A 13717-nucleotide genomic window follows, 5' to 3' on the forward strand; every position below is an offset into this window, starting at 1 on the left:
GCGCGTGAACGACGCGCTGGCTGAAGGCCCCGACGGGCGGTTGCGCTGCTGGTGGGGTGCCTCCTCCCCCGAGTACGTGGCCTACCACGACGACGAGTGGGGACGGCCGGTGCGCTCTTCGGACGCGCTGTACGAGAAGCTCTGCCTGGAGGCGTTCCAGTCGGGGCTGTCGTGGATCACGATCCTGCGCAAGCGCGAGGGGTTCCGGGCCGCGTTCGCCGGGTTCGATCCCGCGTTGGTGGCCGAGTTCGGTGACGACGACGTGGCGCGGCTGATGGCCGACACGGCGATCGTGCGCAACCGGGCGAAGATCGAGGCGGCGATCGTGAACGCGCGGGCGGCGTTGACGATCGACCTCTCCGAGCTCCTGTGGTCCTTCGCGCCGCCGCCGCGGCCGCGCCCCGTCGACCGTGCCGGTGTCCCGCCGCTCACCGACGAGTCCAAGGCGATGGCCAAGGCGCTGAAGAAGCACGGCTTCAAGTTCGTCGGCCCGACGACCGCGTACGCGCTGATGCAGGCCTGCGGGCTCGTCGACGACCACATCGAAGGGTGCTGTGTTCCAGCGGCTTGACGCTGCCTCGGAGGAGCGTGCCGCCTCGTCGCTGTTGGCCGAGGCCGCGCTGGGCTCGCTGGCGCGTGACGACCGGCCGCACACGTTCTTCAACTTCGTCGGGACCCTGGACGGGCGCGCGGCGCTCGACGGGTCGACCAAGCCGCTCGGCGGTCCGGCGGACCTGGAGATGCTGCTGTCGCTGCGCGCCGCCGCCGACGCCGTGCTGATCGGCCCGGGCACCGTGCGCGCCGAGGGCTACGGCCGGCTGGTCGGCCCGGCGCGCCGCCCGACCTCTCCCCCCGCCGTGTTGATCTCGCGCCGCTTCGAGATCCCGTGGGACGCGGGGCTGTTCGCCGCCGCCGACCAGCCGGTGATCGTCTACGGGCCGGCCGACGCGCCGGCCGCTCCCGACGTCGCCGCCCCGGTCGAGGTCGTGCGGCTAAATGAGGTCACCCCGGCCGCGGCGCTGGCCGACCTGCGCGCCCGCGGCATCCGCGCGCTGCTGAGCGAGGGCGGCCCGACGCTCTTCCGCGCCCTGCTGGCCGACGGCCTCGTCGACGAGCTCTTCCTGACCCTGACCCCGGTCATCACCGGCGACGGCGACGAGCTCTCGATCGTCGAGGGCGCCCGACTCCCCGAGCTGGCGCGGTTCGGACTCCGCTGGGTGTTACGCGCCGAGGACGAGCTGTTCCTGCGATACGCACTGGTCCGCTAGCCTCGAACGCATGGTGCGGCGGGCGCTGGTGTTGACCCTGCTTACGCTCGCGGTTCCCTCCGCGGCGCAAGCGGCAACGGTGACTTTGAGTGGCGGCGTGCTGCGCTACGCGGCGACGGCCGGTGAGGTGAGCAACGTGCTCTTCACCGAGAGCGGCGGCACGCTCACGGTGACGCGCGCGACGGGTGACACCGATCCCTTCACGCTCTCGGGCTGCGGCGGCACCACCGACTCCGCGACCTGCACCGGGGTCACGCGCATCGAGGTCGACGCGGGTGACGGCAGCGATCGCGTCACCGCCACTTCGGGCGATCCGCTCGTGGGCATCCCGATCCCCATGGTCATCTCCGGCGGCAGCGGCAACGACGTCCTCACTGCCGGTGGCCGCAGCGACACGCTCGACGGCGGCGACGGCGACGACGACCTCGACGGGTCGTCCGGCAACGACGTGCTGCGCGGCGGCGAGGGCAACGACATCCTCACGCCCAACACCGGGACCGACGGGGTCAGCGGCGGCGAAGGCGTCGACACCGTCACCTACAACCGGCGGGTCGCGCTCTCGCTGTCGCTCGACGGCCTGGCGAACGATGGCGAGGCCGGCGAGAACGACCTGATCGGCACCGATGTCGAGAACGTCGAGGGCTCGACGTCCTCCGGCACGGTGACGATCGTGGGCGATGGCCGGCCGAATCAGTTCAGGGTGCTGGGCGGCATCGGCGTGATCACCGGCGGCGAAGGCTCGGACGTGCTCGCGGGCGGCCCGGCCGACGACGTGATCAACGCGCGCGACAGCTCGCCCGACACGGTCACCTGCGCCGGCGGCATCGACACCGTCCAAGCCGACACGCTCGACGTGGTCTCGCCCTCGTGCGAGAACGTGTCGACGCAAGCCTCGCCCGGCGGCCCGTTCGACGACAAGCCGCCGGTGCTCGCGTGGTCCGCGCCCGGCGCGAGCGCGTCGCTGAGCGCGAACGACCCGACGGTCCTGCGCGTCGACGCGACCGACGACCGGGGCCTGGCCAAGGTGCAGTTCCTCGACGACGAGCGCGTCGTGTGCGAGATCACCGCGGCGCCGTACGAGTGCGCGTACCAGCCGCGCGGCGGTGACGTCGGGCGCAACACGCTGATCGCGATCGCGTTCGACGGCGCGGGCCAGACCACGAGCGTCGTGCGACCGGTGACCGTGCGGCGGTTCACGTCGGCGGGCCTCAGCCTGTCCTTCAAGCCCAGCCGCGACCGCAAGGCGCCGTATTCGTTCCGCGCGACCGGCACGCTGCGGCGGCCGGCCACCGTCTCGCCGACACAGGGCTGCTCGGGCCGCGTGGTCATCACCGCCAAGCGCGGCTCGAAGACCGTCGGCACGACGCGCACCTCGCTGGGACGCACGTGTGAGTACGCGGTGACCGTCCGCTTCCGCTCGAAGGTCGGCAGCCGCATCCGCCTGACGGCCAAGTTCGAGGGCAACGACGTCATCTCGTCGCGCTCGGCGCCCAGGCGCACCGTGCGCCTCGGCTAGCTTCCACGGCCATGGACATCGGAGGAGCTAACGCACTCGTCGCGGGCGGGGCGTCCGGCCTCGGCGCGGCCACGGTCCGCGCGCTGCACGCCGCGGGCGCGAACGTCACGATCGCCGACATCGACCTGCAGCGCGGCCCGGCGCTCGCCGACGAGCTCGGCGCCGGCTTCGTCGCCGCCGACGTCACCAAGCACGAGGAGATCGAAGCCGCGGTCGCCGCCGCCGCGGGCGAGGACGGCCTGCGCATCAGCGTCTGCTGCGCGGGCATCGGCCACGCCGAGAAGGTCGCCGGCCGCAAGGGCGCGCACGCGTTCACGCCGTTCGAGACCGTCATCCGCGTCAACCTCATGGGCACGTTCAACGTCCTCAGCCTCGCCGCCAACACGATGCTCGCCAACGAGCCCAACGACCAGGGCGAGCGCGGCGTCTGCATCTCCACCGCCTCGATCGCGGCCTACGACGGCCAGATCGGCCAGATCGCCTACTCGGCCTCCAAGGGCGGCATCGTCGGCATGACGCTCCCCGCCGCGCGCGACCTCGCCCAGTCCGGCATCCGCGTCTGCGCGATCGCCCCGGGCCTGTTCGACACGCCGCTGCTCGCCGGCCTCCCGGAGGAGGCCCGCAACGCGCTCGGCGGCCAGGTCCCGTTCCCGCCCCGCCTCGGGCGCCCCGACGAGTACGGCGCCCTCGCGATCCACATCGTCGAGAACGCGATGCTCAACGGCGAGGTCATCCGCCTCGACGGCGCGCTCAGGATGCCTCCTCGCTAGCGAGCTCGCGGAGCGCCGCGTCGAGGTCGAGCAGGTCGTCAGGGTCGGGGATGGTCACGACCAGCGTGCCCGCGTGGTCCTCGAGCATGAGCTGGATCGCCGAGCGCAGCCGCTGCAGCGACGCCAGGTCGTCCTCGTCCGCGTCCTCGGCTTCGTAGACGAGGGCCGCGAGCCAGCGCCGGATGTGCACGCGCGCGAGGAGCAGTGCGTGCCGCTCCCGCTCGAAGAAGTCACCCGGATCGATGTCGTCGCGCGCGGCGAGGAAGCTGCGCAGCGCGACGAGCGACTCCATCGCGGATCGCACCGTCCATCGGCCCGGGCGGCCCAACTCCGCGAGGTACAGGTCGGCGCGGCGCTGGAACTCGAGTGTCGCGTCGGAGACGTACGGCTCGGCGGGCCGGCCGGCGCTCGCGCGCAGGATCGCCTCGATCGCCAGCCGCGGTGGCTCGTCCAGACGCGGGACCCAGGCCAGGAGCTCGTCGCCCAGCTCGCGCCCTGGACCGTGGGCGGGCTCGGGGTTGCGCTTCGGCCACGCCGCCAATTCACGCTCGATGAACGGGGCCAGCCGCCGGCCGCGCTGGTCGTGGACGCGCACCAGCACGGCCAGGTGCAGCCACGGGAGCCCACGCAGCAGGTCGATGGCCAGCCGCCGCTGCGCGACGTCACGGCGATGGTCGATCGCCACGGCGGCCAGCGCGGCGCGGTCGGCGTGGTTGGGCTCCGCCGCACGCAGGACGCGGGCAGCCGCACGGGCGACCCGCTTGGCGTTGGTGCGGACGAAGCGATCGCGGGCGGCGTCGCGGGCCGCGTGTGGATCGAGCCGCGCCAGGGCGCGCAGCGCGGCCGCGCTGATCCGGTCGAACGGACTTCCGACATCGGCGACCAGCGCGGCGACGTCGGCGCGCCGGGCGTCCTCCGCCGTCGCCACGGCCCCGAACGTCCAGCGGGGATAGGCGCGGCGCGCGGTGGTGTAGTCCCAGCCACGGATGCCGCGCACGAGCGCGACTTCGCGGGCGTCCTCGCGCAGCTCCGGGTTGCGGGACAGCAGCATGGTCTCGACCAGCGCCCGGAACGTCTCGGGGCGGTCCGTCTCTTCCAGGAGCATGCCGAACGCGTGCAGGGCGAGCCGGCGCACGGCGGCGTCGCGGTCGGTCGCGATCGCGTCGAGGTCGATCTCGCCCTCGTCGATCAGCCGCACCCACGCGGCGTGGCGGGCCAGCGGGCTGGGATCATGGGCCGCGGTCTGCAGCGTGGGCACGTCGAGCCGCTCCCACATCAGCGCGTCGAGCGGCGCGAAGTGCGCGCGCCGGCGCAGCCACTCGGTCATCGGCAGCGCGCCCAGCAGCGACGACGGCGGCAGCTCGCGCAGCCGCGCCAGCGCCGCTTCCCGCACCGGCCCGACCGGATCGACGGCACGCAGCACGAGCAGGTCCGCCACGTCCCCGCTCGCGACCGCGCGTTCGCGCTCGAACCCGTCCGCCGACATCAGCGCGAGCACCGTCCAGAGCCGGTGACGAGCGCCGCGGCCGGTCCGCGAACGGAGCGCCGCGATCGCCTCCGGCTCGAGCTCCGCGCGCACGCGGGCGTCGAACGCGACCAACCCCGGCGGGTCCAGCGTCTCGAGGTGCGCCAGCAGCGCCTCAGGATCGGGGCGAACGAAGACCAGGTCGGCGAGGTCCATGCAGGCGAGAGCGTAGGGCGCGCGCGACCATGAGGTAGATTTGAGTCATCGCAACTGAGATCTTCTCGTGCGAACCGTGTGGAGCCTGGTACTCTGTAGCGACCTACCCAAGGTAAGTTGCTACAGAAAGTGAAGCCACACGCCATGACATCGCTCCTGCTCGTCCCGCTGGACGACACGGTGGTCTTCCCCACCATGGATGTGACGCTTCCCGTCCGCGTTGGCGACGAGGAGCGGGTCCTGCTCGTCCCGCGCCACGAGGGCGAGTTCGCGAAGGTCGGCACCATCGCCGAGGTCACCGATCACGTCCGGCTCCCGGGCGGCGGCCGCGCCGTCTCCCTCTCCGGCGTCACCCGCGGTGTCGCGGGTGCCGCGCACACCGACTCGCTCGGCCGCCTCATGGTCGAGGTCGAGGAGCACGCCGACGTCGTCCCCGTCGACGGCGTCACCCGCAACCTGGAGCGCGAGTACCGCGCGATCATCGAGGAGATCCTCGAGCTGCGCGGCGCCGATGAGCGCATCGCCCAGTTCCTGCGCGCGATCGCCGAGCCCGGCCCGCTCGCGGACACGATCGGCTACGCGCCCGACGTCAGCTTCGAGGACAAGCTGAAGGCCCTGGAGACGCTGGACGTCACCGAGCGCCTGCAGTGGGTCGTCGAGCTCCAGCGCGAGCGCCTGGTCGACCTGCAGCTGCGCAAGAAGATCCGCGAGGACGTCCAGTCCGGCGCGGACAAGCAGCAGCGCGAGTACGTCCTGCGCAAGCAGATGGAGTCGATCCAGCGCGAGCTGGGCGAGGACGGCGCTTCGGTTGCCGAGGAGTACCGCAAGAAGATCGCCGAAGCCGGCATGCCCGACTCCGTCAAGGAGCAGGCCGAGAAGGAGCTCGCGCGCCTGGAGCGCATGGGCGAGCAGTCCGGCGAGGCCTCGATGATCCGCACCTACCTCGACTGGCTGATCGCCGTGCCGTGGAGCAAGACCTCGGACGAGAAGCTCGATCCGAAGGCCGCGCGCGAGGTGCTCGACGCCGACCACGCCGGCCTCGAGGACGTCAAGGACCGGATCACCGAGTACCTGGCGGTCAAGAAGCTGCGCACCGAACGCGGCATCAAGGAGGACAAGCGCTCCGGCGCCATCCTCACGCTGATCGGCCCTCCCGGCACCGGCAAGACGTCGATCGGCGAGTCGATCGCCCGCGCCACCGGCCGTGAGTTCGTCCGCATGTCGCTCGGCGGCGTGCGCGACGAGGCGGAGATCCGCGGTCACCGCCGCACGTACATCGGCGCCCTCCCGGGCCGCCTGGTGCGCGCGCTGCGCGACGCGGGAACCATGAACCCCGTGATCATGCTCGACGAGGTCGACAAGGTCGGCGCCGACTGGCGCGGCGACCCGAGCGCGGCCCTGCTCGAGGTGCTCGACCCGGCGCAGAACCACAGCTTCCGCGACCACTACCTGGACGTGGAGCTGGACCTGAGCCAGGTCATGTTCATCGCGACCGCGAACGTGGCGGAATCGATCCCGGGTCCCCTCCTGGACCGTATGGAGGTCATTCGCTTCGACGGGTACACCGTGGCTGAGAAGACCGCCATCGCCCGCGGCTACCTGTGGCCGCGCCAGCGCGAGCGCAACGGCCTGCTCGAGGAAGAGGTCACCGTCACCGACGAGCTCCTGACGCAGGTCGTCATGGAGTACACGCGGGAGGCGGGCGTCCGCAACCTCGAGCGCGAGCTCGGCACGATCCTGCGCAAGACCGCGACGAACATCGCGTCCGGCAAGGTCGAGGCCCCGGTGCAGATCGACGAGGCGCTGGTCCGCGACGCGCTCGGCCGCCAGAAGGTCTGGCAGGAGGCGGCGCTCCGCACGGCGGTCCCCGGCGTGGCCACGGGCCTCGCGGTGACCGGTGTCGGCGGCGACGTCCTGTTCATCGAGGCGACCGGCATGAAGGGCAAGGACGGCCTGGTGCTCACGGGTCAGTTGGGCGACGTGATGAAGGAGTCGGCGCGGATCGCGCTCTCCTACGTCCGCGGCCACGCCGACGAGCTCGGCGTCGAGGCCGACGCGTTCGAGAACCGTGAGTTCCACGTCCACGTGCCCGCGGGCGCGATCCCGAAGGACGGCCCGAGCGCCGGCGTGACCATGGTCACCTCGCTCGCGTCGCTCCTGAGCGGGCGCCCCGTCAAGCACACGGTCGGCATGACCGGCGAGGTCACCCTGCAGGGCCGCGTGCTCCCCATCGGCGGCCTCAAGCAGAAGGTCCTGGCGGCCCACGCCGCGGGCCTCACCACGGTGATCCTGCCCGAGCGCAACCGCGGTGACCTGGACGACGTCCCGGCGGACGTCCGCGAGGCGATGAGCTTCCACCCGGTCGTGAGCATCGACGAGGTGCTCGACCTGGCCCTGGAGCCTGCGCCGAATACGGTGGCTGTGTGACGGCAGCCTTCCGGCGCTATGGAGAAGGCGGCGGCGAACCCGTGGGAGGGCGCCGCCGCCAGATCCCCCGTGACCCCGGCAAGCCACCCATGCCGGGGTTGAACCGCCGGATCCTGAAGCTCTTCCGGCCCTACAAGGGCCCGCTCTTCACCGTCCTGGGGCTGATCGCGTTCAGCGCGGCCCTGGGGATGGTGACCCCGTTCCTCCTGCGCGACATCCTCGATGTCGCCATCCCGGAGGACCGTGACGGGCTGCTCGGGGCCCTGGTCGGCGGGATGATCGGCATCGCGATCGTCACCGCCATCCTGGGTGTCGGGCAGACGTGGCTTACGAACGTCGTCGGCCAGCGCGTGATGCACGACCTGCGCACGCAGGTCTACCGGCATCTGCAGCGGCTGTCGTTGGCGTTCTTCACCAAGACGCGCACCGGCGAGATCCAGTCGCGGATCGCGAACGACATCGGCGGTGTGCAGTCCGTGGTCACCTCGACCGCGGCCTCGATCGTCGGCAACGTCACCACCGTGGTGGCGTCGGTCGTGGCGATGTTCCTGCTCGACTGGCGGCTCGCGCTGTTCTCGCTCGCGCTGCTGCCGTTCTTCGTGCTGCTGGCGCGCCGGGTCGGCAACCAGCGGCGCAAGATCACGACGGTCAAGCAGGGCGCGATGGCGGACATCAGCGCGTTGGTCCAGGAGTCGCTGTCGGTCAGCGGCATCCTGCTCGGCAAGACGATGGGCCGCAGCGCCGAGCTGGCGAACCGCTTCGACAAGGAGTCGGAGAACCTCGCCGACCTCGAGGTCCGCTCGCGGATGGCCGGCCGCTGGATGATGAGCGCGATCCAGACGTCCTTCGCCGTCATGCCGGCGCTGGTCTACCTGTTCGCGGGCCTGTCCCCGGGTGCCGCCTCGATCGGCACGATCGTGGCCTTCACGACGCTGCAGACGCGGCTCTTCTTCCCGGTCCAGTCGCTGCTGTCCGTGGCCGTCGACATCCAGACCTCCACCGCGCTGTTCGAGCGTGTGTTCGAGTACCTGGACCTGCACGTGGACATCGAGCCGGGGACGAAGACGCTCGGCGATGTGCGCGGCGACGTGCACTTCGAGCGCGTCTGGTTCCGCTACGGCGACGAGTGGACGCTGCAGGACGTGGACATCACCGTCCCCGCGGGCACGCGCACGGCGCTGGTGGGCGAGACCGGCGCGGGCAAGACCTCGCTCGGCTACCTCGCCGCGCGGCTGTACGACCCGGAGCGCGGCGCGGTGATGATCGACGGCACCGACCTGCGCGAGCTGACCTTCGACGCGCTCGCGGACGCCGTCGGCGTCGTCTCGCAGGAGACGTACCTGTTCCACGCCTCGGTGCGCGAGAACCTGCGCTTCGCGAAGCCTTCGGCCACGGACTCCGAGCTCGAGGCCGCGGCCCGTGCCGCCCAGATCCACGACAAGATCGTCGAGCTCCCGGACGGTTACGAGACCGTGGTCGGCGAGCGTGGCTTCCGCTTCTCCGGCGGCGAGAAGCAGCGGATCGCGATCGCCCGCACGATCCTGCGCAACCCGCCCGTGCTCGTGCTCGACGAGGCGACCAGCGCCTTGGACGTCGCCACCGAGCGCGCCGTCGGCGAGGCGCTCGAGACGCTCGCGGCCGGCCGCACGACGATCGTCATCGCGCACCGGCTCTCGACCGTGCGCGACGCCGACCAGATCGTCGTGCTCGAGCGCGGCGAGGTCGCCGAGCGCGGCACCCACGAGGAGCTGCTCGCGCTCGGCGGTCGCTACGCCGCCTTGGTCGCCCGTGACGAGGGCGCGCCGGTTTCTTAAAGGCCCTGGGTCTTTAAGAAACCGCCCGGGTCATGTCCGCCTGGATCTGGGCCGCGCTGAGCGCGCGGTCGTAGACGCGGATCTCGTCGAGGCGGCCGGCGAAGTGCTCGCCCCAGATGGCGTTGCCGCCGAAGCGCAGCGGCTGGGTGCCGGTGAGCATCGGGCCGGTATTCGCGCGCGTGCCGACCTGCGTGCCGTTGACGAAGAGGCGGATGGTCGCGCCGTCGTAGGTGACGGCGAAGTGCGTCCAGGTGTTCAGCGACGGCGCGGTCGTCCCGCTCGCCCACAGGTCGCCGGCCGTGTGGGCGTGGCCACCCGGCAGGCCGCCGTCGCCGAACGCGTACAGCGCGTAGGAGAGGTGGCCGCTGATCTCCTTGATCGCGATCGTCCGCCAGTCGCCGCCGGCCGTCGGATACGCCCAGGCCTCCACCGTCATCCCGGTCGTGAGATCGAGCGAGTTGCTGTCGGGCACCGTGACCACGTCGTCGGCGCCGTCGAAGGACAGCGCCGCCCCGAAGCGGCCCGACGCGGTGCGGGTCGCGCCGGCCAGCGTGCCCGTGTTCCCGCTCCCGGAGGCGTCCGTGGCGGTCGCGCCGCTCGCCTCGTCGAAGCCCCACGCGCCGACCAGGCCGGTGGAGGGCGCCGAGACGGTGAACGTGACCGGGATCGTCTTGGGCGAGCCGGAGACGCCGGCCGCGGTCACCGTCACGGTCGCGGTGTACGTGCCGGCGGCAAGGCCGGTCGGCGAGGCCGAGACCGTCAGCGGCGCGGGAGCGGTGCCCGAGGCCGGCGTGACGGTGAGCCACGCGGCGTCGTCGGACACGCTGTAGCTCAGCGTCCCGTCACCGCCATTGGCGACCGCGAGCGAGCCGGTGACCGCGGTCGTCGAGCCCTGCGTGGCCGCGAGCGACAGCGCGGCCGGGGTGACCTGCAGGGAAGCCGGGACCGGCGGCAGCGGCCCGGCAAGCCCCCACGCGGAGGCCGACAGCGGGCCGTCGGCGTAGTGGGCGCCGGTCGCCCAGGCCAGCGGCAGGGCCAGCAGGGCGTTGCTCGCGGAGCCGCGCTCCGGACCGCCGCCCCCGCCGGCGCGGTCCCGCCAGCTCAACGTCCCCGTGGAGTCCGACGGGTTGAGCAGGCTGATCCAGTAGGCACTCCCGGCCGTTACGGGAGCGCCCGTGACGAGCGTCACCGTGTTCCACGCCCCCGCCGTGGGCGAGGTACGCGTGCCGGTCGCCAGGAGCGCACCCGGCTCCCCGTTGACGTCGGCGTACAACCCGAGCACCAGCTTGGAGGCCTGGCTGGAGGCGTCGAGGTACAGGCGCAGCGACGTCGCGACCCCGGTGCGGCCCGCCGTCGTGCGGTACGCCTCGGCGTGACCGGGTGAGGCGCTCGAGGTGTTCGCCCCGATCACGTCGGTCCCGGAGAGGCTCGCCTCGATCGCCGTCTCCGTGAACGTCGCCGTGTAGCTCGCGGAGCCGGACGCCGGAGCGGTCACCTCGTGCGAGGTGCCGAGCGCGTCGCTCCAGGCCCCGAACAGGTAGCCGAGGCTGCCGAGCGTCTGCGGGCTCGGCGCGGTGACCGTGTTGACGGACCGGGCGAGGACGGTGCGGGTGAAGGGCGCCGCCTCGGTGTCGCTGCCGAGCGAGAGCTGCAGCCCGGCCGGGACGCTGTTGAGCGTGAGGCTCGCGGTCTTCGGGTCCAGGCGGACGGTCTCGGTCGTGGTGAGCCCGGCCGCGTCGCGCGCGGTCAGCGCGAGCTGCAGGTGCGACGGGTACTCGTGGTCGGGCGCGACGAAGCTGCCGGAGCCGACGCCGACGTAGTCCTGGATGGCGTGCGTGTGGCAGACGGTCGCGTCGGTGCGCGAGCAGTGGCGCAGCGACAGCGACCACGTCAGCGCGCTCGCCGGCAGCGTCGCGCCCGCACCGTTGCGCGCCGAGCCGCTGAAGCCGACCGTGTCGCCCACCGCCCAGGTGGCGGCGGTGACCGGGGTCGCGATCGTCACGGTGGGCGGGCTGCCGATCGTGATCGTCTCGCTCGTCGTGCTCTGGAGCCCGGCGGTGTCGGTCACGCGCAGCCGCGCGGTGACGGTGCCGGCCGACGTGTAGGTGAAGGACGGCTTGCCGGCGGTCGAGTCGTCGTAGGCGCCGTCGCCGTCGAGGTCCCACGCGTAGCTGAGCGTCTGGCCTTCGGGGTCGGTCGAGGTCGTCGCGTCGAAGTTGACCGTGAGCGGCACGGTGCCGGTGGTCGGCGCGGCGAGGATACGCGCGGTCGGCGCGTTGTTGGTGGCGGCGATCCGGCGCACGGTGCCGCCGGACAGGTCGGCGTAGTAGAGCGCGCCGTCCGGGCCCTGGGTGAGCCACACCGGGCCGTTGGCCTGCGCGGCGAACGTCCGCCGCTGGCTCATGTCCGGCAGGCCGTCGGCGCCCTTCGGGACGAACCAGATGCAGTTGCGCGAGTAGTCGCTGAAGAAGAGCCCGTCCTTGTAGTCGGCCGGGAACGTGGTGCCCGTGTAGAACGCGAGGCCGGAGATCGAGCTCGAGCCCGTGGTGCACGTCTCGCCCGCGACGACCTTCTCGGAGTGGTTGTAGGCGAAGTACGGCGCGGTCACCGCGCTCGTGCCCTGGCTGTAGAGCGTCTCGCACGAGTTGACGTTCAGGCTGTCGTAGGAGCCCATCCGCGGCGTGCCCTCGTAGCACGGCCAGCCGTAGTTGCGGACCTGCGCGAAGTTCTGCGTGCGGTTGATCTCCTCGTACGTGTTCCAGCCGACGTCGCCCGACCAGATCTCGCCCGTGCCCGGCCGGAACGTGAACCGGAACGGGTTGCGGAAGCCGTACGCGACGATCCGGCGGCGGCTCGGGTTGGCGTCGCCGATCGCGGGGTTCCCGCTCGAGGCCGCGCCGGTGTCCGGGCTCACGCGCAGGATCGAGCCGTCGAGCGAGACCGCCTGGCCGGCGGGGCGGCGGAACGACTGGGCACGCAGCGCGCCGCCCTGCGAGGTCGCGGCCGTGAGCGTCGCCGACGGCGGATCGCCGCACGGGTTGACCGGGTTGCCGTCCTGGCCGTAGTCGGCCCAGTTGAAGGAGGCGCCGTCGCCGCTGGAGACGTACAGCTGGCCGTCGGGGCCGAAGTCGAGCGAGCCGACCGAGTGGCTCGGGTACTGCTGGCACCAGTCCTCGATCAGCACCGTCTCGGTGCCGTTGGCGGCGAGGCGGGACAGTCGGCCGGTGACGACGCAGCCGTCGGCGGTCGGGCCGGGCGGCGTCGGGCAGGTGTCACCCCAGCGCGGCTGGGCGGTGCTGTTGGGCGCCTTGTCGTAGGCGTACAGCACGTAGACGTAGGGCCGGCCGGTGGTGAACCCGGGGTCCAGCGCCATGCCGAGCAGGCCGCGGTCCCAGTAGTCGTGGACTTTCGAGCGCAGGTCGACGAACTGGGTCGCCGACGTGTCGCCCGTGTTGTCGAAGACGTTGATGATGCCGCTCTTGGCGGCCACGAAGACGCGGCCGTCGGGCGCGAAGCGGATCACGGTCGGGTTGCCCAGGCCACTCCACACCGTCGATTCCGTGAAGCCCGCAGGCAACACCGCCGCCGTCGCCGTAGCGGTCGAGAGGGCGGCGAGCAGGGTCGCCAGAGCGATCAGGAACCGGAACCTGGACATGGTTCCGACACTGACGAGATCCCTTTATGAGAGCTACTGCACCTTTGTTCAGAGTTTGGTCGCGATCCGCTCGACCGAAGCGGGATAGCCACCACCAAACAGCACCGCGTGAACGAGCAGCGGGAACAGCTGATAGAGCCCGACCCGGTCGCGCCAGCCCGTCGCGAGCGGGTGCCGTTCCTCGTAGGCGGCGAAGAACGCCGGCCCGGGAGCGCCGAACAGCTGGAGCATCGCGAGGTCGACTTCGCGGTGCCCGCCGTAGGCGGCGGGGTCGATGAGCCACGCGCGGCCCTGCCGATCCCAGTGCACGTTGCCGCTCCACAGGTCGCCGTGCAGCCGGGCGGGCGGCTCCGGCGGGCCGGCGAGGTCCGCGATCCGCTCGCACACCGACTCCACGCCACGAACACCGCGCGCGGAGAGGTTCGCGTCTTCGAGCAGCGGGAGCAGTCGGCGCGTGGCGTAGAACGTGGGCCAGTCCGCCCACGGCTCGTTGGGCAGCAGGAGCGCGCCCACGCGGGGGGGCGGCCGCCGCGCGGCCGACCCGTCGCCGCCCCGCGCGGCTTCCCCGGCCGTCGCCGGCGGCGGC

9 protein-coding genes are annotated in these 13717 nt (G+C 72.3%); 6 read left to right on the forward strand and 3 right to left on the reverse strand.

All coding sequences use genetic code 11. From position 1 onward, the window contains the following. Positions 1-4: 4 nt before the first annotated feature. Genes OJ997_RS29860 through OJ997_RS29875 form a run of 4 tightly spaced genes read left to right on the forward strand, consistent with a single transcriptional unit; the run spans position 5 to position 3554 of the window. Positions 5-571 (forward strand): DNA-3-methyladenine glycosylase I, encoded by a 567-nt coding sequence (locus OJ997_RS29860; RefSeq protein ID WP_270029013.1) that lies wholly within the window; start codon positions 5-7, stop codon positions 569-571. After that, the gene (locus tag OJ997_RS29865; protein ID WP_270029014.1) at positions 555-1268 is read left to right on the forward strand and encodes a dihydrofolate reductase family protein; all 714 of its coding nucleotides are present in this window, start codon (positions 555-557) and stop codon (positions 1266-1268) included. Before OJ997_RS29860 ends, OJ997_RS29865 begins: the two co-directional genes overlap by 17 nt. 10 nt (positions 1269-1278) lie before the next feature. After that, positions 1279-2784, forward strand: a complete 1506-nt coding sequence (locus tag OJ997_RS29870) for an Ig-like domain-containing protein (RefSeq protein ID WP_270029015.1) — start codon at positions 1279-1281, stop codon at positions 2782-2784. An 11-nt stretch (positions 2785-2795) separates the two neighbouring features. Further along, positions 2796-3554 (forward strand): SDR family NAD(P)-dependent oxidoreductase, encoded by a 759-nt coding sequence (locus OJ997_RS29875; RefSeq protein WP_270029016.1) that lies wholly within the window; start codon positions 2796-2798, stop codon positions 3552-3554. On the opposite strand, the gene OJ997_RS29880 is transcribed toward OJ997_RS29875, so the two are convergent. Further along, the gene (locus OJ997_RS29880; RefSeq protein WP_270029017.1) at positions 3535-5235 is read right to left on the reverse strand and encodes a hypothetical protein; all 1701 of its coding nucleotides are present in this window, start codon (positions 5233-5235) and stop codon (positions 3535-3537) included. The two genes, OJ997_RS29875 and OJ997_RS29880, sit on opposite strands and share 20 nt — an antisense overlap. A gap of 144 nt (positions 5236-5379) precedes the next feature. Between OJ997_RS29880 and lon the strand changes: the two genes are divergently transcribed. Beyond that, positions 5380-7662: an endopeptidase La gene (gene lon, locus OJ997_RS29885; protein ID WP_270029018.1), complete on the forward strand. Its 2283-nt coding sequence runs from the start codon at positions 5380-5382 to the stop codon at positions 7660-7662. 89 nt (positions 7663-7751) lie between these two features. Beyond that, positions 7752-9476, forward strand: a complete 1725-nt coding sequence (locus OJ997_RS29890) for an ABC transporter ATP-binding protein (protein WP_272600439.1) — start codon at positions 7752-7754, stop codon at positions 9474-9476. Between the two features lie 13 nt (positions 9477-9489). Here the strand turns inward: OJ997_RS29890 and OJ997_RS29895 are convergent, their stop codons facing one another. After that, complete coding sequence (locus tag OJ997_RS29895; protein WP_270029020.1) at positions 9490-13131, reverse strand: LamG-like jellyroll fold domain-containing protein; 3642 nt, start codon at positions 13129-13131, stop codon at positions 9490-9492. A gap of 48 nt (positions 13132-13179) precedes the next feature. Next, positions 13180-13717 (reverse strand): fructosamine kinase family protein (locus tag OJ997_RS29900; protein ID WP_270029021.1); only part of this gene is annotated, 538 nt, incomplete at its 5' end.

This window comes from Solirubrobacter phytolaccae, from assembly GCF_027587195.1.
GTDB classification, from domain to species: Bacteria; Actinomycetota; Thermoleophilia; order Solirubrobacterales; family Solirubrobacteraceae; genus Solirubrobacter; species Solirubrobacter phytolaccae.